This window comes from Nocardioides marmoribigeumensis (genome assembly GCF_031458325.1).
GTDB lineage: Bacteria > Actinomycetota > Actinomycetes > Propionibacteriales > Nocardioidaceae > Marmoricola_A > Marmoricola_A marmoribigeumensis.
In genome coordinates this window covers 1130992-1150786 of the sequence record NZ_JAVDYG010000001.1, presented here as the reverse complement: position 1 = coordinate 1150786, position 19795 = coordinate 1130992, and the positions used below count along the sequence as shown (strand labels likewise).

Annotated in this window: 17 protein-coding genes; 10 read left to right on the top strand and 7 right to left on the bottom strand. The window is 72.9% G+C overall.

What is annotated here, in order from left to right:
* The first annotated feature begins 20 nt into the window (after positions 1 to 20).
* Positions 21 to 1562, top strand: a complete 1542-nt coding sequence (locus tag J2S63_RS05570) for a catalase (protein WP_310299653.1) — start codon at positions 21 to 23, stop codon at positions 1560 to 1562.
* Between the two features lie 123 nt (positions 1563 to 1685).
* On the opposite strand, the gene J2S63_RS05565 is transcribed toward J2S63_RS05570, so the two are convergent.
* On the bottom strand, positions 1686 to 2486 hold the full coding sequence (locus J2S63_RS05565; RefSeq protein ID WP_310299650.1) for a GTPase domain-containing protein: 801 nt from the start codon (positions 2484 to 2486) through the stop codon (positions 1686 to 1688).
* A gap of 152 nt (positions 2487 to 2638) precedes the next feature.
* Here J2S63_RS05565 and J2S63_RS05560 point away from each other — a divergent pair, with 152 nt between their 5' ends.
* The 4 genes from J2S63_RS05560 (at position 2639) to ilvC (ending at position 7942) form a co-directional block, all read left to right on the top strand.
* A complete protein-coding gene (locus tag J2S63_RS05560; RefSeq protein ID WP_310299647.1) occupies positions 2639 to 4207 on the top strand; it encodes a gamma-glutamyltransferase in 1569 nt (522 codons plus the stop codon).
* Between the two features lie 375 nt (positions 4208 to 4582).
* On the top strand, positions 4583 to 6316 hold the full coding sequence (locus J2S63_RS05555) for an acetolactate synthase large subunit (protein WP_374725133.1): 1734 nt from the start codon (positions 4583 to 4585) through the stop codon (positions 6314 to 6316).
* On the top strand, positions 6313 to 6867 hold the full coding sequence (gene ilvN, locus J2S63_RS05550) for an acetolactate synthase small subunit (RefSeq protein ID WP_310299641.1): 555 nt from the start codon (positions 6313 to 6315) through the stop codon (positions 6865 to 6867). Before J2S63_RS05555 ends, ilvN begins: the two co-directional genes overlap by 4 nt.
* Positions 6868 to 6913: 46 nt before the next feature.
* Entirely contained in the window at positions 6914 to 7942 is a 1029-nt protein-coding gene (gene ilvC / locus J2S63_RS05545; protein WP_310299638.1) for a ketol-acid reductoisomerase, read from the top strand.
* 213 nt (positions 7943 to 8155) lie between these two features.
* Here the strand turns inward: ilvC and J2S63_RS05540 are convergent, their stop codons facing one another.
* From J2S63_RS05540 to J2S63_RS05525, 4 genes are all read right to left on the bottom strand, one after another.
* Entirely contained in the window at positions 8156 to 8314 is a 159-nt protein-coding gene (locus J2S63_RS05540; protein WP_310299636.1) for a hypothetical protein, read from the bottom strand.
* Positions 8315 to 8445: 131 nt separating this feature from the next.
* A complete protein-coding gene (locus tag J2S63_RS05535) occupies positions 8446 to 8646 on the bottom strand; it encodes a PspC domain-containing protein (protein WP_310299633.1) in 201 nt (66 codons plus the stop codon).
* Between the two features lies 1 nt (position 8647).
* On the bottom strand, positions 8648 to 9469 hold the full coding sequence (locus tag J2S63_RS05530) for an ABC-2 transporter permease (RefSeq protein ID WP_310299630.1): 822 nt from the start codon (positions 9467 to 9469) through the stop codon (positions 8648 to 8650).
* Entirely contained in the window at positions 9466 to 10389 is a 924-nt protein-coding gene (locus J2S63_RS05525) for an ABC transporter ATP-binding protein (RefSeq protein WP_310299628.1), read from the bottom strand. The genes J2S63_RS05530 and J2S63_RS05525 overlap by 4 nt, the downstream gene beginning before the upstream one ends.
* Positions 10390 to 10525: 136 nt before the next feature.
* On the opposite strand from J2S63_RS05525, the gene J2S63_RS05520 reads away from it, so the two are divergent.
* Positions 10526 to 10705 carry a hypothetical protein gene (locus J2S63_RS05520; protein WP_310299626.1) on the top strand — a complete coding sequence of 60 codons (180 nt, stop codon included), beginning with the start codon at positions 10526 to 10528 and terminating at the stop codon, positions 10703 to 10705.
* A 2-nt stretch (positions 10706 to 10707) separates the two neighbouring features.
* Here J2S63_RS05520 and J2S63_RS05515 read toward each other — a convergent pair whose 3' ends face one another.
* Positions 10708 to 11274: a YdeI/OmpD-associated family protein gene (locus J2S63_RS05515; RefSeq protein ID WP_310306601.1), complete on the bottom strand. Its 567-nt coding sequence runs from the start codon at positions 11272 to 11274 to the stop codon at positions 10708 to 10710.
* Between the two features lie 268 nt (positions 11275 to 11542).
* Here J2S63_RS05515 and serA point away from each other — a divergent pair, with 268 nt between their 5' ends.
* Together serA and J2S63_RS05505 are read left to right on the top strand one after the other, a co-directional pair.
* On the top strand, positions 11543 to 13132 hold the full coding sequence (gene serA / locus J2S63_RS05510; protein WP_310299623.1) for a phosphoglycerate dehydrogenase: 1590 nt from the start codon (positions 11543 to 11545) through the stop codon (positions 13130 to 13132).
* 109 nt (positions 13133 to 13241) lie between these two features.
* Complete coding sequence (locus J2S63_RS05505; RefSeq protein WP_310299620.1) at positions 13242 to 13847, top strand: hypothetical protein; 606 nt, start codon at positions 13242 to 13244, stop codon at positions 13845 to 13847.
* Between the two features lie 6 nt (positions 13848 to 13853).
* Here J2S63_RS05505 and yczR read toward each other — a convergent pair whose 3' ends face one another.
* The gene (gene yczR / locus J2S63_RS05500) at positions 13854 to 15302 is read right to left on the bottom strand and encodes a MocR-like transcription factor YczR (RefSeq protein WP_310299616.1); all 1449 of its coding nucleotides are present in this window, start codon (positions 15300 to 15302) and stop codon (positions 13854 to 13856) included.
* Positions 15303 to 15374: 72 nt separating this feature from the next.
* Between yczR and yczE the strand changes: the two genes are divergently transcribed.
* Both yczE and J2S63_RS05490 read left to right on the top strand, forming a co-directional pair.
* Positions 15375 to 16094, top strand: a complete 720-nt coding sequence (gene yczE / locus J2S63_RS05495; protein ID WP_310299614.1) for a membrane protein YczE — start codon at positions 15375 to 15377, stop codon at positions 16092 to 16094.
* A gap of 62 nt (positions 16095 to 16156) precedes the next feature.
* Positions 16157 to 19774, top strand: coding sequence for a hypothetical protein (locus J2S63_RS05490; protein WP_310299611.1), 3618 nt, complete (start codon positions 16157 to 16159; stop codon positions 19772 to 19774).
* Positions 19775 to 19795: the final 21 nt, after the last annotated feature.

Here is a 19795-nt window from a genome sequence, read left to right as displayed (position 1 = left end):
GACCCCTCGGAGGCTGCCCGATGACCCACGACCCACGCCCGCAGGGCGGCTCGACCACCGCGACCGGGGCCCCCGCGCCCAGCGACCTCAACTCGCTCACCCTCGGCGCGGACGGCCCGATCCTGCTCCACGACCGCCACTTCCTCGAGCAGATGGCGCACTTCAACCGCGAGCGCATCCCCGAGCGCAACGTGCACGCCAAGGGCTCCGGCGCCTTCGGCCACTTCGAGACCACCGAGGACGTCTCGGCCTACACCAAGGCGGCGCTGTTCCAGCCGGGCGTGCGCACCGAGATGCTCGCGCGCTTCTCGACCGTCGCGGGGGAGCAGGGGTCCCCCGACACCTGGCGCGACCCCCGCGGGTTCGCGCTGAAGTTCTACACGACCGAGGGCAACTACGACCTGGTCGGCAACAACACCCCGGTCTTCTTCATCCGCGACACGATGAAGTTCCCCCACTTCATCCGCTCGCAGAAGCGTCGCGGCGGCCCCGGCCTGCGCGACAACGACATGCAGTGGGACTTCTGGACGCTCAACCCCGAGTCGGCCCACCAGGTCACCTACGTCATGGGCGACCGCGGCATCCCCGCGTCGTTCCGCCACATGAACGGCTACGGCTCCCACACCTACATGTGGGTCAACGCCGCCGGTGAGAAGCACTGGGTCAAGTACCACTTCCACACCGACCAGGGCGTCAAGAACCTCACCCAGGAGGCCGCCAACCAGCTCGCCGGCGAGGACTCCGACTTCCACCGCCGCGACCTCTACGAGGCGATCGACAACGGCGACTTCCCCTCGTGGACGCTGAGCGTGCAGCTGATGCCCTACGAGGACGCCAAGACCTACCGGATCAACCCGTTCGACCTCACCAAGATCTGGCCGCACGCGGACTACCCGCTGGTCAAGGTCGGCACGATGACGCTGGACCGCAACCCGGCCAACTTCTTCGCCGAGATCGAGCAGGCCGCCTTCGAGCCGAGCGCGCTGGTGCCCGGCATCGGCCTGAGCCCCGACAAGATGCTGCTCGGCCGGGTGTTCTCCTACTCCGACACCCACCGCTACCGCATCGGCCCCAACTACCTCCAGCTCCCGGTCAACCGGCCCAAGAACGTCGAGGGCCTCAACACCTACGAGCAGGACGGCCCGATGGCCTACGACCACCGCGGCGACGAGCCCGTCTACGCGCCCAACTCCTACGGCCGCGGCTACGCCGACATGGAGGGCGAGGTCGAGGAGTCCTGGGAGGCCGACGGCGCGATGGTCCGGCAGGCCTACACCCTGCGCGAGGACGACGACGACTTCAGCCAGGCGGGCACGCTCGTGCGCGAGGTCTGGGACGACGAGCAGCGGGAGCGCTTCGTCGGCAACGTCGCCGGCCACATCCTCGGCGGCGTGAGCGACAAGCTCCTGCCCAAGGTCCTCGACTACTGGAAGAGCATCGACGCCGACACGGGCAAGCGCATCGAGGAGGCCGTGCGCGAGGGGCAGGGCAAGGACGTCGCCCCCGGCGAGACCGAGCCCAAGGGCGTCATCCCCGAGCCCAGCCGGAGCCACGCCTCCTGACGGTGCCGACGGTGGTCGGGCAGCGGTCGCTCACGACGGGCGGCCGCGCTCGACCGGACGAAGGTCGCGCTGACGGCCGCCGGGGCGTGGTCTCCAGCAGGGCTGCGCCGACCAGCAGCACCCTCAGACGTGGCCGCTGAGCTGGGCGAGCCGGGCCTCCAGGCGGTCGACCATCGTGGCGCACTGCTTGTCCGGCACGGCCGAGCGCCGGTCGCCGCCCGCGGCGCAGACGGGCAGGACGTCGACCGAGAGCTTGGCGCCGCCGGCCAGCCGGCGCAGCTCGTCGAGCCGGTCGGCGAAGGGCGAGCCGCTGCCGGGGGAGTAGTAGCGCACGGCCTCGTCGAGCTCGTCGGGGAACAGGTCGGCCTTGGTCACCGCGATCACCAGCCAGGTCGGCTTCTCGCGGCGCACGGCCATCGAGGCGAGGCGGTGGGCGGTGATCGTCCAGTCCTCGAGCTCGGCGGCCAGCTGGGCCTCGCGGGTCGCCTCCGCGGTCCCGGTCGTGCCCGCCGTACGACGGGGTGTCGCGTGGCCCCAGGCGACCACGTGCAGCACGCCGTCGACCGCGTCGTCGTGGAACACCTCGTCGAGCGCGCCCAGCCGTGTGGCGGCGTTCTCGCCGGGGACGACGCGGAACCGGAACCCGCGCAGCCTGGCCTGGCGGCGGGTGCGGCGCTCCATCGTCGCCGAGCCGACGTCGGCCGAGCCGGGGGTGGCGGAGCGGCGGGAGAGCCGGTCGGCGAGGGCGGTCTTGCCCACGCCGGTCATGCCGGTGACGGCGATGGTCGGGTAGCGCCGCCGGAAGACGTGGCCGACGCGCTCGGGAGCCCGCGACAGCGCGGCGACCGCGGTGGTGGCCAGGCCGGTGCCCAGGGCCGTGCGGCTGCCCATCGTGCGGCTGATGCGTCCTGCGGGTCCACTCATCGGAGCCTCCTCGAGGCGTGTGGCGCGGCGCCTGAGGGCGCCTCTCGTCCGGTCAACGATGCCCCGCCGGATGGTGTTTCACGTCTGCAGGTGACGTGCGTCGCGTGGGCGGCCCGCCGCGGGGGACGATGGGGGCCGGAGAGAGGTGGGACATGACCGAGCCGGGAGGCGAGCGGCGCGGGCGCGGGATCGCGGTGTCCGCGCCCAACGAGCTCGCGGCCGCAGCGGGGGTCGGGGTCGCCCGGGAGGGCGGCAACGCCGTCGACGCCGCGGTCGCCGCGGCGATCACCACGATGGTCAGCGAGGTCGGGCTGGTCTCGCTGACCGCGGGCGGCTTCGTGACGCTGCAGCTGCCCGGTGAGGACCCCGTGACCGTGGACGGCGGGGTCGCGATGCCGGGCCGGGGGCTCGGCGCCGACCGCCTCGGACGCGGACTGTGGGACGTCCGCACCGACTACGCCGGCGGCACCACGATGACCGTCGGGCCGGGGTCCGTCGCCGTGCCGGGCGCGCTCAAGGCCCTCGACGTGGTCGCCCGCCGCCACGGCACGCTGCCGTGGTCGCGGCTCCTCCAGCCCGCGGTGGAGGCGGCGGCCGGCTTCCCGCACGGCAGCGCGTCGTACTACTACCTGCGCTACGTCCACGAGCCCGTCTTCGGCTGGCAGGACGAGAGCCGGGCGACCGTGCTCTCGCCCGACGGCGAGCTGTGGCCGGTCGGCTCGACCGTGGTCGTGCCCCACCTCGAGGACACCGTGCGCCAGCTGGCGGAGGAGGGGGTCGGGGCGCTCTACGGCGGCGACCTGGGCGCCCGTGCCGCCGCCGCGGTGCAGGAGGCCGAGGGCCTGCTGACGCTGCAGGACCTCACGTCGTACGACGCCGTGGTGCGTCCGGCGCTCCGCCTGCGGGTGGGCGACTGGGAGCTGGCCACCAACCCTCCGCCGGCCTCCGGGGGCGTGGCGCTGACGGCCGTGCTCGAGCTGCTGCGGGGCAGGCCGGCGGGCGGCCCCTGGGACGAGACCGACCTGCGGGTGCTGGCCCGGGCGCAGGCCCTGGTGCTGGGGGAGGGGCTGACCGGTCCCGACACCGAGGCCGGCCGGACCGCGCTGGCCGAGGAGGTGCTGCGACGGGTCCGGGAGGTGGACCCGGTTGCGCTGACCTCGCCGTCGACCGCCACCGTCTCGGCGGCCGACGCCGCCGGCGGGACCTGCGCGATCACGGTGTCGTCGGGCTACGGCTCCGGCTTCGTCGTGCCCGGCACCGGCCTGGCGATGAACAACTGCCTCGGCGAGCAGGAGCTGGTCGCGGCCGGTCCGCACGCCCTGCGCCCCGGCGAGCGGATCAGCTCCAACATGGCGCCCACGGTCCTGCGGCGAGCCGACGGCGGCGCGGCCCTGGCGATCAGCTCGCCCGGCTCCGACCGCATCCCGACCGCGCTCGCCCAGGTCGTGGCGCTGTTCGTCAACGGCGGGCTCGACCTGGCCCCGGCCGTGGCGCAGCCGCGCCTGCACGTGCGCGTGCGCCCCACCGAGGACCCCCCGGTGCAGGTCGACCACGAGGAGGACCTCGTGCTGCCGGCCGACCTCGGGCTCCCGACCCGTGCGATGCCGGCCCGCTCGATGTACTTCGGGGGGGTCAGCGCCGCTCTCTGGACCGCCGCCACCGGCCTCGAGGCGTACGGCGACCCGAGGCGCACCGGCGTCGTGGCGGTCCACCACGGCTGAGGAATCGTCCGGCGAACGGGACGGCCGTCCCACTGCTTGGGACGGGTGACAGACTCTGCTTGACGGAGCACGGGCAGGACGGCGACTGTGGTGCCATGCGTTTGCAGGTACTCGTACGCCCGGGCGTGGGCTGACCGACCCCCAGGTCGTCGGCTCGCGCCAACCCTTGCTCGCCCAGAGGGCGGCGAGGGTTTTTTGTTGGACGAGCACCGTGGACCACCCTCCCGCCCGGGCTCGACACCGCCGGACCGGGAGGACCGACACGAAAGGCCGGTCATGAGCGAGCACAGCGCTCCCACCCCCGCCCCGCCGCCCTCGGGCTCACCTGCGACCCAGGTGTCCGCGGTGGCCTCCGTCAGCACGACGGCTGAGCCGATGACCGGCGCACAGAGCCTGATCCGCTCGCTCGAGTGCGCCGGTGCCGAGAACGTCTTCGGCATCCCGGGCGGCGCGATCCTCCCGGCGTACGACCCGCTCTTCGACTCCGTCAAGCTGCGCCACATCCTGGTGCGCCACGAGCAGGGCGCGGGCCACGCGGCGCAGGGCTACGCCGCGGCCGGCGGCGGGGTCGGCGTCTGCATGGCGACCAGCGGCCCGGGGGCGACCAACCTGGTCACCCCGCTCGCCGACGCCCACATGGACTCGGTCCCGATCGTCGCGATCACGGGCCAGGTGGCCAGCGGCTCGATCGGCACCGACGCCTTCCAGGAGGCGGACATCCGCGGCATCACGATGCCGATCACCAAGCACAACTTCCTGGTCACCGACCCCGCCGAGATCCCGCGCACGGTCGCCGAGGCGTTCTACATCGCCCGCACCGGCCGCCCTGGTCCGGTCCTGGTCGACGTGTCCAAGGACGCGCTCCAGGCGATGACGACCTTCCGCTGGCCGACCGAGCTCAACCTGCCGGGCTACCGCCCGACCACGCGCCCGCACGCCAAGCAGGTCCGCGAGGCCGCGCGGCTGATCGCCGAGTCCCGCAAGCCGGTCCTCTACGTCGGCGGCGGCGTCATCCGCGCCAACGCCTCGGCCGAGCTGGCGCGCCTGGTCGAGCTCACCGGCATCCCGGTCGTCACCACCCTGATGGCCCGCGGGGCCTTCCCCGACTCCCACCCGCTGCACATGGGCATGCCCGGCATGCACGGCAGCGTGGCCGCGGTCGGCTGCCTGCAGCGCAGCGACCTGATCATCAGCCTCGGCGCCCGCTTCGACGACCGCGTCACCGGTGCCCTGGACTCCTTCGCCCCCGGCGCCAAGGTGATCCACGCCGACATCGACCCGGCCGAGATCGGCAAGAACCGCTATGCCGACGTGCCGATCGTGGGCGACTGCAAGGAGGTCATCGCCGACCTCGTCGAGGCCATCCGTGCCGAGCGCGAGGCCGGCCACCAGGGCGACTACGAGGGCTGGGTCTCCTACCTCGACGGCGTCAAGGGCCGCTACCCGCTGGGCTACGACGCCCCCGCCGACGGCTCGCTGGCTCCGCAGTACGTCATGCAGCGCCTGGGCGCGATCGCCGGCCCCGAGGCCGTGTACGCCGCGGGCGTGGGCCAGCACCAGATGTGGGCCTCGCAGTTCATCGGCTACGAGAAGCCGCGCACGTGGATCAACTCCGGCGGCCTCGGCACGATGGGCTTCGCGGTCCCCGCGGCGATGGGCGCCAAGGTCGCGCTGCCCGACACCACGGTGTGGGCGGTCGACGGCGACGGCTGCTTCCAGATGACCAACCAGGAGCTGGCCACCTGCGCGATCGAGGGCATCCCGATCAAGGTCGCGATCATCAACAACGAGTCGCTCGGCATGGTCCGGCAGTGGCAGACGCTGTTCTACGACTCGCGCTACTCCAACACCGACCTGCAGTCGAAGAGGATCCCGGACTTCGTCAAGCTGGCCGACGCCTACGGCTGCGTGGGCCTGGCCTGCGAGAGCCCCGACGACGTCGACGCGACGATCGAGAAGGCGATGCAGATCGACGACGTGCCCGTCGTCGTGGACTTCCGGGTCCACCGCGACGCCATGGTCTGGCCGATGGTCGCGGCCGGCACGAGCAACGACGACATCAAGGTGGCGCGCGAGATGGCGCCTGACTGGGAAGGTGACGACCTGTGAGGCCCGAGCTGCCGACCGGCAAGCACACGCTGTCGGTCCTGGTCGAGAACAAGCCGGGCGTCCTGGCCCGCATCGCCGGCCTCTTCAGCCGCCGCGGCTTCAACATCGACTCCCTCGCGGTCGGCCCGACCGAGCACCCCGAGGTCTCGCGGATGACGATCGTGGTCGACGTCGAGGAGTCCCCGCTCGAGCAGGTCACCAAGCAGCTCAACAAGCTGGTCGAGGTGATCAAGGTCGTCGAGCTCGACACCTCGGCCTCGGTCAGCCGCGAGCTGATCCTGGTCAAGGTGAAGGCCGACGGTGCGACCCGCGGCCAGGTCCTCGAGATCGTCCAGATCTTCAAGGGCAAGGTCGTCGACGTGGCCCCCGACGCCGTCACCGTCCAGGTCGTCGGCCACCCCGAGAAGCTGGCCGACTTCCTCCGCGTGATCGAGCCCTACGGCGTGCGCGAGCTCGTCCAGTCCGGCGTCGTGGCCATCGGCCGCGGCCCCCGGTCGATCTCCGAGCGCACGCTCAAGCCGGTCCCGGTGCCCGTGGCGCCGCCCGCCTGAACCAGACTGACCCCCGCAACAACCCAACTCAGAAGGAGAGCCACTCGTGGCTGAGATGTTCTACGACGACGACGCCGACCTGTCGGTGATCCAGGGCCGCCACGTCGCGATCCTGGGCTACGGCAGCCAGGGCCACGCCCACGCGCTGTCCCTGCGCGACAGCGGCGTCGACGTCCGCGTGGGCCTGCCCGAGGGCTCGAAGAGCCGGGCCAAGGCGGAGGCCGAGGGCCTGCGCGTGCTCACGCCGTACGAGGCCTGCGAGGAGGCCGACCTGATCATGATCCTCGCCCCCGACCACGTGCAGCGCGGCCTCTACGCCGAGGCCGTCGAGCCCAACCTGGTGCCCGGCGACGCGCTGTTCTTCGGCCACGGCTTCAACATCCGGTTCGGCTACATCAAGCCCCCGGAGGGCGTCGACGTCTGCATGGTCGCCCCCAAGGGCCCGGGCCACCTGGTCCGTCGCGAGTTCAACGAGGGCCGCGGCGTCCCCGTGCTCGTCGCGGTCGAGGCCGACGCCTCCGGCAAGGCCTGGGAGCTCGCACTGTCCTACGCCAAGGGCATCGGCGGCCTCCGCGCCGGCGGCATCAAGACCACGTTCACCGAGGAGTGCGAGACCGACCTGTTCGGTGAGCAGGCGGTCCTCTGCGGCGGCGCCTCGCAGCTGGTGATGTACGGCTTCGAGACCCTCGTCGAAGCCGGCTACCAGCCCGAGGTCGCCTACTTCGAGTGCCTCCACGAGCTCAAGCTGATCGTCGACCTGATGTACGAGGGCGGCATCGCCAAGCAGCGCTGGTCGGTCTCCGACACCGCGGAGTACGGCGACTACGTCTCCGGTCCGCGCGTCATCGACCCGCGGGTCAAGGAGAACATGAAGGCCGTCCTCGAGGACATCAAGAACGGCGCCTTCGCCAAGCGGTTCATCGACGACCAGGACGCCGGCGCCCCGGAGTTCAAGGCGCTGCGCCAGCAGGGCGAGGTCCACCCGATCGAGACCACCGGCCGCGAGCTGCGCAAGCTCATGGCGTGGGTCAAGAGCCACGACTCGGACTACACCGAGGGCACCGCGACCCGCTGACGCGGTGGCCGAGCCCGTCCGAGACCCCGACGCCCCGTCCCGCACCTGCGGGACGGGGCGTCGTCGTCAGAAGTGGTCGTCGTTGCGGCGCCGGGCCAGCCTCATCCGGGCCGCCTCCCGGTCCTGCCGGGAGTACGACGACCTGGACGAGGATCCGACCCATCTCCCGAGGCTAGCGAACGGGTCGCCCCGCCCAGGGGTGTCCGCTCGTGCTCAGGCAGGGGGGCTCTTCTTCTCGCGGACCAGGGCGCGCCGGATGGCGTCGCGCTCGGCGGAGGAGTACGTCGCGGTGATGTCGCCCGAGCGACCGAGCCGCCTGGTCACGCCGTACGCCGCTGCTGCGAAGGCCGCGATGAAGATGACCGGGAGCATGGCACGAGGGTAGGTGCAGTTGCAGGAGAGTTCGGTGGATCGGGGTACGAAGCGGCGGATGCCGACACCGGATCCACCTGCATCGATGTCGGCATCCGCCGAACCTGGTCACGATCCGCCGGAGGGCGGGATCAGGACGCGCGGCCGGCCTTGCGCTCGTCGGGCATCAGCACCCAGAGCACCAGGTAGACCACGAACTGCGGTCCCGGGAGCAGGCAGCTGATCACGAAGATCAGCCGCATCTGGTTGGGCGTGGTCCCGAACCGGCGGGCCAGCCCGCCGCAGACACCGGCGATCCAGCGGTCGTCGGAGCGCATGATCTGGTTCCCCATCTCACTTCACCTCCGATCGCGTCACCATGACCAGGCCGACCGCCAGCGGGATCGCCAGCCAGCACAGGCCGGTCACTCCCAGGTGTGCCCACTCGGTGGCCGTGGGCCACCTGTCGTCGGCGTTGAACAGCGGGACCTGCGCGAAGCTGAAGTCCACCCAGCCGCGGGCGTCGCGGAACCAGGCCTGCGACGCCGCGAGCACCTCGGCGATGCCGGCCAGCACGAAGTTGTAGACGAAGTAGCCCACGATCGCCGCGGCGGAGCTGCGCAGCAGGACGGCGAGGGTGAAGCCCATCATCACGCCCAGGACGTTGCCCAGGGTCAGCATCACGAACGACTGCCAGCCGGTGTCCCACACCGTGTCGACGCCGGCGATGGCCGAGCCGAGCAGGTTGCCGAGGGCGCCGACCGCGAACGCGACAGCCATGCCGCCGACGCCGACCGCGACGGACAACAGCGCCTTGGCGCCGATGACCCGTCCGCGCTGGGGGACCAGGGTGAAGGTCGACAGGCCGCTGCGCTGGCTCCACTCGCCGGTCACCGAGAGGATCGCGATGACCGGCAGGATCACCGTCATCGGGATGCCGACCGCGGCGCCGAAGCTGCCGTAGGTGAGCTGGTCGTCGGGGGCGAACAGCACCACCCCGGCGGTCGCCAGCACGGACAGCCCGACGATGCCGGCCATCAGCCAGAAGCCCGAGCGGGTGTCGAACATCTTGCGCAGCTCGACCGAGAGGACCCGCCGGAACGGGATCGGGGCGTACGACGGCCGGGCGGCCCGCGCGGACGGCGCGGCCGGGGGAGTGGTGACGAGCGTGGTCATGCTGCTGCTCCTTCGGAGTGGCTCTGGGTGAGGTCGTCGCGCTGGGTGTCGGCGGTGAGCTCGAGGAACATCTCCTCGAGCCCGGCTCCGTCGGCGTCGGCGAGACGGGTCAGGGGGATCCCGGCCGAGGCGGCCGCGAGGCCGACCTCGCGGGTGGTGGCCTCGACGCGCAGCGCGCCGTCGGTGCCGGGGTGGCTGGCCAGGCCGGCAGTGGACAGCGCCCGCTCGAGGGCGGCGCGGTCGTCGGCGGCGACCACCGTGCCGGCCGCCGCGAGCAGGTCGGCCTTGCTGCCCTGGGCGACGATGCGCCCGCGGCCGATGACGACGAGGTCGTCGGCGACCACCTCGATCTCGTGGAGCAGGTGGCTGGAGAGGAGCACCGTGCCGCCCTGGTCGGCGTACTCCCGGAGCAGGTCGCGCATCCAGCGGATGCCGGCCGGGTCGAGGCCGTTGGCGGGCTCGTCGAGGACGAGCACCTGCGGGTCGCCCAGGAGCGCGGCGGCGATGCCGAGCCGCTGCCGCATGCCGAGCGAGTAGTGGCGGACCCGGCGGTCGGCCTCGTCCTCGGTGAGGCTGACCCGGTGCAGCATCTCGGGGACGCGGGTGCGGGGCAGCCCCATGATCGCGGCGGTGATCGCGAGGATCTCGCGTCCGGTGCGGCCGGCGTGCTGGGCGGAGGCGTCGAGCAGGACGCCGACCTCGCGACCCGGGTTGGGCAGGTCGGCGAAGCGGCGCCCGGCGACGGTGACCTCGCCGGAGGTGGCCGGGGTGAGGCCGACCATGACGCGCATGGTGGTGGACTTGCCCGCGCCGTTGGGGCCCAGGAAGCCGGTGACCCGCCCGGGGCGGGCCGTGAAGGTGACGTCGTCGACGGCGGTGAAGCCGGCGTACTCCTTGGTGAGGTTCTCGACCGTGATCATGGTCCTCACCCTCGCCCCGCGGACCCGCCCGGCACATCGGGGAGATCGCTGAGCCTCACCCTGAGACCGACCCCCTGGTCCGGTCAGGGTCGGCCGGCGCGATGTCAGGGAGCGGTGCCGGGGTTACCGTGAACAGATGGCGACGACGTTCTTCGAGGAGCAGTCGCCCTACGCCGACCGGCTGACCCTGGCACCCACCTTCGCGGCCGACGAGGAGACGAGGGCGACCGCCCAGGACCTGCGCACCTACAGCCGGCTGAGCTGGGCCTCCGGCCTGTTCGGCCAGATGCTCCCGCGCCGCTGGCGCCACGGCTGAGGTCAGGACCGCGCGGGCTTCCCCGCGGCTGCCTGCTCCGCGGTCGCGGCGACCCTGGCCGCCCGCGTCTCGGCCTTCTTGGCCAGGACGATCCAGGCGAGGACCTGCCTGCGCACCGACGGGCTGAAGGCGTCGAAGTGCTCGCGGCTGCCGGGTCGGGACTCGAACGCCTCGGCCAGGTCGGCCGGCACGACCAGGTCCTCCACGTCGTCCATCAGCGTCCACGTGCCGCTGGCCCTCGCGGCCTCGACCTGCGCCCGACCGGCCGGCTCCATCCGACCCTCGGCCTCGAGGCGGGCGACGCGCTGCTTGTTGTTGCGGGTCCACACGCTGCCGGGTCGCCGCGGGGAGAACCACAGCATCGACCGGCGCTCGTCGACCCCGCGCTGGGTGGAGTCCACCCACCCCCAGCGCAGCGCCTCGACCACGGCCTCCTCGTAGCCGAAGGCCCGGTCGGCCGCGCGCCGCGCGCTGACCAGCCACACGCCCGGCGTGCTCGCGTGGTGCTCGGCCAGCCACGCCGACCACTCGTCCACGGTGGCCGGCTCCAGCCGCTCCGCCTCGTCCATCACGCCCACCTCTGGAGTGTGGCACCGGGAGCGCTCGACCACCGGGACGGCAGACTCGGGAGGTGCCGCTGCAGTCCCTCGAGCTCGTGCCCGACCCGACGGGCGGTCGCGGGCGCTGACCAGCTTGGTGACCACCGACTGACCCACCCTCGCGACCCCGTCTTCCCAGCCGGTCGTGCCGGAGTCGCGGACCGGGCCGGAGGTAGGCTGGCGCGCCGCACAGCGTCGTGCACAGAGTTGCCGCACCTACCACCGCCCGAGGACCCACGTGAGCAACCCCGTCGTACTCATCGCCGAAGAGCTCAGCCCCGCCACGATCGACGCGCTCGGCCCCGACTTCGAGATCCGGCAGTGCGACGGCGCCGACCGCGCCGAGCTGCTCGAGGCGATCGCCGACGCCGACGCGATCCTGGTGCGCTCGGCGACCCAGGTCGACCTCGAGGCGCTCGAGGCGGCCAAGCGGCTCAAGGTCGTGGCGCGCGCGGGGGTCGGCCTGGACAACGTCGACGTCAAGGCCGCGACGCAGCACGGCGTCATGGTGGTCAACGCGCCGACCTCCAACATCGTCTCGGCCGCCGAGCTGGCCGTCGCGCTGATGCTCGCCGCCGCCCGGCACGTCAGCCCGGCCCACGCCGCGCTGCGCAACGGGGAGTGGAAGCGCAGCCGCTACACCGGCATCGAGCTCTACGAGAAGACCGTCGGCATCGTCGGCCTCGGCCGCATCGGCGTCCTCGTCGCCCAGCGGCTGAGCGCCTTCGGCATGCGGGTCATCGCCTACGACCCCTACGTCCAGGCCGGCCGCGCCGCCCAGATGGGCGTGCGCCTGGTGTCGCTCGAGGAGCTCGTCGCGGAGTCCGACTTCATGTCGGTGCACCTGCCCAAGACCCCCGAGACCGTCGGCCTCATCAGCGACGAGCAGCTGCGCAAGGCCAAGCCCCACCTCGTGCTGGTCAACGCCGCCCGCGGCGGCATCGTCGACGAGGAGGCGCTGTTCGAGGCGCTGTCCGAGGGGCGCATCGGCGCCGCCGGGCTCGACGTCTTCGCCAAGGAGCCCTGCACCGACAGCCCGCTGTTCGCCCTGGAGAACGTCGTCGCGACGCCGCACCTCGGCGCCTCCACCGACGAGGCCCAGGAGAAGGCCGGCATCGCGGTCGCGCGGTCCGTCCGCCTGGCGCTGAGCGGCGAGCTCGTGCCCGACGCGGTCAACGTGCAGGGCGGCGTGATCGCCGAGGACGTGCGTCCCGGCATCCCGCTCACCGAGAAGCTCGGCCGCGTCTTCACCGCGCTCGCCGGCGAGGTCGCCCAGCAGGTCGACGTCGAGGTGCGCGGCGAGATCACGCAGTACGACGTCAAGGTGCTCGAGCTCGCCGCCCTCAAGGGCGTGTTCTGCGACGTCGTCGAGGAGCAGGTCTCCTACGTCAACGCCCCGCTGCTGGCCGCCGAGCGCGGCGTCGCGGTGCGCCTGGTGACCGAGGCCGAGAGCCCCGACCACCGCAACCTGATCACGATCCGCGGCACGCTCGGTGACGGCAGCCAGGTCTCGGTCAGCGGCACCCTCATCGGGATCGCCCAGCGGGAGCGGCTGGTCGAGGTCGACGGGTTCGCCGTCGACATCGAGCCGACCGACCACCTCGGGTTCTTCCGCTACGAGGACCGCCCCGGCATGGTCGGCACGGTCGGCCGCGTGCTCGGCGACGCCGGCATCAACATCGCCGGCATGCAGGTCTGCCGCGACGAGAAGGGCGGTCATGCCCTGGTCGCCCTGTCGGTCGACTCCGCGATCCCGCACGAGGCCCTCGAGGAGATCCGCACCTCGATCGCCGCCGTCGAGGTGCGCTCGGTCGACCTCACCGACTGACCGCGCTCGCGGGACTGTCGGCACTCGTGCCTCCGTGCGCCGCGGCGTAGCGTCGCGACCGAGATCCCGGGCTCGACGCCCGTCGGGCCCCGTGGGTGCGGAGGTTCCGATGTTCGTGCAGGTGATCAAGGGCAAGGTCCGCGACAAGGCGGAGGTGCGCGCTCAGCTCGACAGATGGGTGCGCGACCTGGCGCCGCGCAGCGTCGGCTGGCTCGGCACCACGGCGGGCGTCGCCGACGACGGCACGTTCGTCGCCCTGGCCCGCTTCGAGTCCGAGGCGGCCGCGGACAAGAACAGCTCGCTGCCCGAGCAGGGGGAGTGGTGGGAGGCCATGGCGGCGACCTTGGAGGGCGACCCGGTCTTCCACGACAGCACGACCTGCGAGACCGACCTCGCCGGCGACCCCGGCCAGGCGGCCTTCGTGCAGGTCATGCAGGGCACGACCGAGGACCCCGAGCGGCTGTTCTCCCTGCTCACCGGCGACTCGGAGGGCCTCGCCGCCCACCGCCCCGACATCCTCGGTCGGCTGGTGTGCCTGCACGCCGGCGGCGACTGGACCATGGCGATCTGGTTCACCTCGGAGGCCGCGGCCCGCGAGGGCGAGCAGAAGGACCTGCCGCCCGAGGTCTCCGAGCGCATGGCCGAGCTCCGGGCGCTGAGCGGCGAGCCGTCGTACGTCGACCTGACCGACCCCTGGATGGACGGGCCGGCCTGACGCCGCTCAGGTGACCAGGGCCTCGCGCTCGCGCGGGGCCCTGGGGCGGCGGCCCGAGGCGGGACCGGCGGTGACCTCGTCCCACGCCAGGGCGACCCGGGCGACGGCGAGCTCGATCTCGTCGGGGGACTTGGCGTAGGGCAGCCGGACGTAGCGCTCCAGACCGCCCTCGGGGGCGAACAGCGGGCCCGCCGCGAGCGTCACGCCGTGCCGGGCGGCCGCGGCGCACAGGACGGTGGAGCGCGCCTCCGGCAGCTCGCACCACAGCGAGAGGCCGCCGGGCGGCACGCGGAACCGCCAGTCCGGCAGGTGGCGCGCGACGGCGGAGACCATCGTGCTGCGCCGCTCCCGCAGCTGCTCGCGCCGTGCCGCCCGGACGGCGTCGCCGCCGCGCACCAGGTGGAGCAGGGCGACCTGCTCCAGCAGGGGGGCGCCGATGTCGGTGGCCAGGCGGGCGCTGATCACGTCGGGCAGCAGCCGGTGGGGCACGCGGATCCAGCCGACCCGGAGCCCGGCCCAGTAGAGCTTGCTGGCGCTCCCCAGCGACAGGGCGTCCGGGGCGTGGTGGGCGAAGGGCAGCGGCATCGGGGCGTCGTCCAGGCCGAGCTCGGCGACCACCTCGTCCACGATCGTCAGCGCGCCCGCCCGTCGCAGCGCCGTCGCGGTGCGCGCACGGGCCTCGTCGTCGAGCAGGGCCCCGGTCGGGTTCTGGAAGTCGGGCATGAGGTACGCCGCGGACGGCCGCAGCTGGGCGATCGTCTCGGTGAGGCTGCTCGAGGACCAGTCCGTCGCGTCGACGTCGGCGCCCGCGATGCGCGCCCCGGAGGAGCGCAGGGCCCGGATCGCGTTGGGGTAGGACGGGCTCTCGGTCAGCACCGCGTCGCGGGGGCCGAGGAAGGCGCGGATGAGGACGGTGAGCCCGTTGAGCGCGCCGCTGACCACGACGACCTGCTCGGGGTCGGTCGGCAGGCCGCGCTCGGCGTAGCGGGCGGCGATCGCCTCGCGCAGGTCGGGCAGCCCGGAGGGGAACAGCCCGCAGCCGGTCAGGTGGGCGGGCAGCTCCTCCATGGCCGCGGCGTAGGCCGCCGCGGTGCCGGCGACGGCCGGTGGTGCCGCGACGCTGAGGTTGATCGTGTCCGGGCCCGTGGACGTCGGGTCGAGGAGCTGGTCGCCGGCGGGGACGTCGTGGGGGAGGGCGACCACGCTCCCGGCCCCGACGCGGGCGGTGAGGTAGCCGCGGTCCTTCAGCTCGGCGTACGCCCGGGAGACGGTGGTGCGGCTCACGCCCAGACGGTCGGTGAGGTCGCGCTCGCTCGGCAGGCGGGTGCCCGGCGCGATGCGCCCGTCGTTGACCAGCAGCCGGATCGCGTCCGCGACCGCGCGGTAGGCCGGGGACCGCCCGGCGGCGTCGCCGAGGAGCGCGGTCAGGCGGGCGGAGGAGATGCGACGGTCCACGCCGTCACCGTAAGGCCACTTTCCCACGATTGGCTATCGAGAACCAGACCACTTGTCGCCACACTGGCGTGCATGGACAAGCTCAGCGGCCTCGGCCCCCTGGCGCAGCTGCGGGCGCCCCGGCTCCCGCGCCGCCTCGTGCAGCTGATGGTCGGGCTCTGCCTCTACGGCTTCAGCATGGGCCTGCTCGTGCGCTCGACGCTCGGCCTGGACCCGTGGGACGTCTTCCACGAGGGCATCGCCGAGCGGACCGACCTCAGCTTCGGCGAGGTCGTGATCGTCGTCGGCGTCTTCGTGCTCCTGCTGTGGGTGCCGCTGCGCCAGCTGCCCGGGCTCGGCACGATCGCCAACGCGATCGTGGTGGGGGTGGCCACCGACGTGACGCTGGGGCTCCTCGAGGCGCCGCACGCGCTGGGCCCGCGGGCGGGGTTCCTCGTCGCCGGCATCGTGCTCAACGGTCTCGCCGGGGCGCTCTACATCGGCGCCCAGCTGGGCCCCGGCCCCCGCGACGGCCTCATGACCGGCCTCGTCCGGCGCGCCGGCTGGTCGGTCCGGGTGGTGCGCACCGGGCTCGAGGTGACCGTCCTGACCGTCGGCTTCCTGCTCGGCGGCACGGTCGGCCTGGGCACCGTCCTCTACGCCGTCGCGATCGGCCCGCTGCTGCAGGTGTTCCTGCCCTGGACGATCGTCCCGCTGACCCCGGCGGCCGAGCGGCGCTGGGGACGCCGCCGCCGCGAGCAGCTCGGCGCTTTCGTGCCCGAAGCAGCCCGCGACGCGGTGGGCTCGGACTAGGGTCGCGGCGACAGACTCCAGCGGCCCCGCCCGTCCGGGGCCTCCCTGACGGGGGCACCACGATGCCGATCCGACTCCGCGCCTTCTGGCTGACGCTCGTCGTCGCCCTCGCCCTGGCGGTCGCCGGGGTGCTCGTCGCGCTCGACCGCGGCCCGGGCACCACCGCACGTGCGGCCGGTGCCGCCGAGCCCTGCGCCCGCGGTTACGAGCCCGTCCTCGACGCGCTCTCCGAGGTCCGTGCCGAGATGCGGCGCGAGGGGGAGGGCGAGCACGGCGAGGAGGCCGAGCACGAGGCCGAGGAGGAGCTGGCCCGCGAGGCCACGCGCGAGCTGCCGATGCTCCAGGGCGTCGACCCGGAGGAGTACGACGAGCTGTGCGTCGTCGCGCGCCGTCCGGAGTCGATGGGCGAGCTGACCTCGATGTTCGACACCCAGGCGATGGCCCGCCTGGCTCCCTTCGGCGCCTACCGCGAGGGTGCCGCCCTCGCCAGCGTGCGCCAGGCGCGCGCGGTCGACCGCGTGGTGCTGCCGGCCGCGGCGGGTAAGGCCGAGCGCTACGGCACCGGGCCGCTGGTCGTCGACCACCCCGACTACCCCGAGGTCAACGGCCTCGGGCTGCACCGGAACAGCGGGCGCGTCGACTCCTACGCCTACGACCCCGCCAACCACCGCCTCTTCGCCGCCGTCGCCTCCGGTGGCATCTGGCGCTCGGACACCCTCGGCCGCAGCTGGCGCAATGCCGGCGGCAACCTGCCGACCGGGGTCACCGGCGCCGTCGCCTGGACCCCCGCCCGCACCGGCACGCTGATCGCGCTGACCGGGGAGCCGACGTTCGGCTCCTCGGCCTACACCGGCCTGGGCGCCTACTGGTCCGGCGACCTCGGCCGGCACTGGACGCGCGCGAAGGGCGTCCCCTCCGGTGCGCTCGGCTTCGCCCTGGCCGTCGACCCGGGTCACCCGCGTCGCGTCTACGCCGCGACCCAGCGCGGGCTGTTCGTCTCCCGCGACGGCGGCCGCAGCTATGCCAACGCGGTGCTGCCCACGGGCACCTGCGCGGGCGTCACCGACGTCAGCAAGCGGCCCGCGTGCAACTTCGCCAACTCCGTCACCGACGTGGTCGTCGTCCAGCCGGGCGGCAGGAACACCACCACCAAGGCAGGCACGGTCGTGGCCACCGTGGGGTGGCGCGGCGGCCAGAAGAAGAACCGCAACGGCACCATCCAGTCCCCGCGCAACGGCGTCTACCGCTCCTCCACGGGCGACCCCCGCACGTTCAGGAAGCTGGCCGCGACCGGCTTCGCCGCGCAGAGCGCCATCGGCCGCACCGAGCTCGGACAGGCCCGCGGGTCCGGCCAGGACCACGACATCCTCTACGCGATCGTCCAGGACGCCAACCTGCTCAACAACGGTGGCGTCAGCGGCATCGACGTCCCCGAGGGCACCAGCCCGCCGCTCGGCACGACGGTGCTCAACGGCCTCTACGTGTCGACGAACTTCGGCTCGAGCTGGACCCGCCTCGCCTCCGGCACGCAGCTGGCCCTGGACCCGACGACGGGCTCCGCACTGGTCGGCACCGGCACCGCGACCGGCTACCAGCCGGGCGTGCAGGGCTGGTACAACCTCTGGGTCCAGCCCGACCCGACCCGGTCGACGGCCAGCGGTGTGCCCACACGCCTCGTGTTCGGCCTCGAGGAGCTGTGGTCCAACGACCTGCCGCAGTCGGGCCAGCCGCTCGACGGCTCGGTGCCGGTGAAGTTCCGGGTGGTCGGCAAGTACTTCGGTGGCAACTCCTGCCTGCTGCTGTCCGCCGGCCTCCCCGCCTGCCCGGGCGACCGTGAGCCGACCGACGACAACTCCACGACCCACCCCGACCAGCAGGACGGGATCTGGATCAAGGACCCCAAGGTCCCCGGTGGTGTCCAGCTGGTCGTCGGCAACGACGGCGGCACCTACCGCTACCGCTTCGAGAGCGACGACGACGGCGAGCTGGACAACTCGCACTGGGGCCCCGGTGACCAGGCCGGCTACAGCACGCTGCTGCCCTACTACGCCGCGATGGCCAACGACGGCACGGTGTACGGCGGCCTGCAGGACAACGGCAACCTCAAGATCGACCCGAAGCGCAACCGCCGCCACTACGAGGTGTACGGCGGCGACGGATTCTTCTCCGCCGTCGACCCGGCCGACAGCGACGTGACCTACGAGGAGTACACCAACGCCGCGATCTCGGTCTCCTCCGACGGCGGGTCGACCTGGAAGAGCATCGACCCGGGCCTGACCGCCTCGAAGTTCGCCAACCCGTTCCAGATGGACCCCCGCGACGCCAACCACCTGATCACGGCGGGCCGTGAGGTCGTCGAGACGCTGGTCGGCCCGGCCACGGACTCCGGCATGACCAACGCCTCCGACGCCGACTCGTCCACCACGACGTGGATCAAGGTCTTCGACCTCGGCACGCGGTCGCACCCGGGCAGCGCGAGCGCCACCTCCTCGGCGACCGACCCCGACAACTCGATGTCCGCGGTGGCCAACATCGGTAGCACCAGCTACGTCGGCTTCTGCGGTCACTGCGACACGCTCAACAAGCAGTTCAGCTCGACCGCGGTGTTCAAGAACGGGCTGGCGACCAACGTGGGCGGCAAGCTGACCTCGCGCAAGGGCACCGCCCGGGGCTGGCACATCGTGCCGGCCAAGGGGCTGCCCAACCGCTACATCACCTCGATCGCGATCGACCCGGACAACCGCAAGCGGGTCTTCGTCACCCTCGGCGGCTACACCCGGCGCTGGGTGCCGCCGGGCGTCACCGGTGACACCAACTCCCGCCTCGGGACCGGCAACCTCTACCGCTCGGTCGACGGCGGACGGAGCTTCGTGAAGTGGTCGGCCAACCTGCCCGACACGACGGCCACGTGGGTGACCATCCGTCACCGCCAGCTCCTGGTTGGCACGGACCTCGGCGCCTACGCCTCCAACGCCGCCGGCGTCCTGCGTGACCCGAAGTTCGCGCGGATGCAGGGCCTGCCCCGTGGCCCGGTCTCGAGCATCACGCTCAAGCCGAACAACCACAACAAGGCCGTGGTGGCCCAGTTCGGCCGCGGGGTGTGGACCTACCTGTTCGACTCCAAGGTGCCGACGCCGTCCTCCGGGACGCCGACCGCGCCGGTGATGGGGACGCCCGTGGCGTCGTACTCCTTCGAGCCGGGGGCCCAGGGCTGGACCGCGGCCGGCACGCCGACGACCTGGCAGCGCGGCACCCCGGGTCACGGCAACGGGACCGCGGAGAACGACAGCGGCCACGCCTTCGCGATCAGCGGGCCGACGGGCTACGTCGACAACGACGACGCGACGCTGACCTCGCCGAAGATCAGCCTGCCCAAGGGCAGGTCCGTGGTGCGCTTCGCGGCCAGGACCGACATCGAGGCGTTCGACCCGGTCACGGTCGAGTGGTCCTCCGACGGCACCACGTGGCGGCAGATCGGCTCGTTCAGCGGGACCAACCCGGACAACCCGGGGTGGACGACCTACAACCTCCTGCTGCCCTCACCCGGGGGCGACGTGCAGGTGCGCTTCCACTTCACCTCCGACGCGTTCTGCTCCTCGGTCGGGGTGCCGGCGCTGTGTGCCAAGAACAGCTTCGACGGCGTGCACGTCGACGACGTGGCGGTGGGCCCGGCGCAGTGAGCGACGCGACGGGCTGACGGG

Coding starts and splice junctions, on each gene's coding strand:
- J2S63_RS05570 (WP_310299653.1), top strand. CDS start 21: ATGACCCACGACCCACGCCCGCAGGGCGGCTCGACCACCGCGACCGGG.
- J2S63_RS05565 (WP_310299650.1), bottom strand. CDS start 2,486: ATGAGTGGACCCGCAGGACGCATCAGCCGCACGATGGGCAGCCGCACG.
- J2S63_RS05560 (WP_310299647.1), top strand. CDS start 2,639: ATGACCGAGCCGGGAGGCGAGCGGCGCGGGCGCGGGATCGCGGTGTCC.
- J2S63_RS05555 (WP_374725133.1), top strand. CDS start 4,583: ATGACCGGCGCACAGAGCCTGATCCGCTCGCTCGAGTGCGCCGGTGCC.
- J2S63_RS05540 (WP_310299636.1), bottom strand. CDS start 8,314: ATGCTCCCGGTCATCTTCATCGCGGCCTTCGCAGCAGCGGCGTACGGC.
- J2S63_RS05535 (WP_310299633.1), bottom strand. CDS start 8,646: ATGGGGAACCAGATCATGCGCTCCGACGACCGCTGGATCGCCGGTGTC.
- J2S63_RS05530 (WP_310299630.1), bottom strand. CDS start 9,469: ATGACCACGCTCGTCACCACTCCCCCGGCCGCGCCGTCCGCGCGGGCC.
- J2S63_RS05525 (WP_310299628.1), bottom strand. CDS start 10,389: ATGATCACGGTCGAGAACCTCACCAAGGAGTACGCCGGCTTCACCGCC.
- J2S63_RS05520 (WP_310299626.1), top strand. CDS start 10,526: ATGGCGACGACGTTCTTCGAGGAGCAGTCGCCCTACGCCGACCGGCTG.
- J2S63_RS05515 (WP_310306601.1), bottom strand. CDS start 11,274: ATGGACGAGGCGGAGCGGCTGGAGCCGGCCACCGTGGACGAGTGGTCG.
- J2S63_RS05505 (WP_310299620.1), top strand. CDS start 13,242: ATGTTCGTGCAGGTGATCAAGGGCAAGGTCCGCGACAAGGCGGAGGTG.
- yczE (WP_310299614.1), top strand. CDS start 15,375: ATGGACAAGCTCAGCGGCCTCGGCCCCCTGGCGCAGCTGCGGGCGCCC.
- J2S63_RS05490 (WP_310299611.1), top strand. CDS start 16,157: ATGCCGATCCGACTCCGCGCCTTCTGGCTGACGCTCGTCGTCGCCCTC.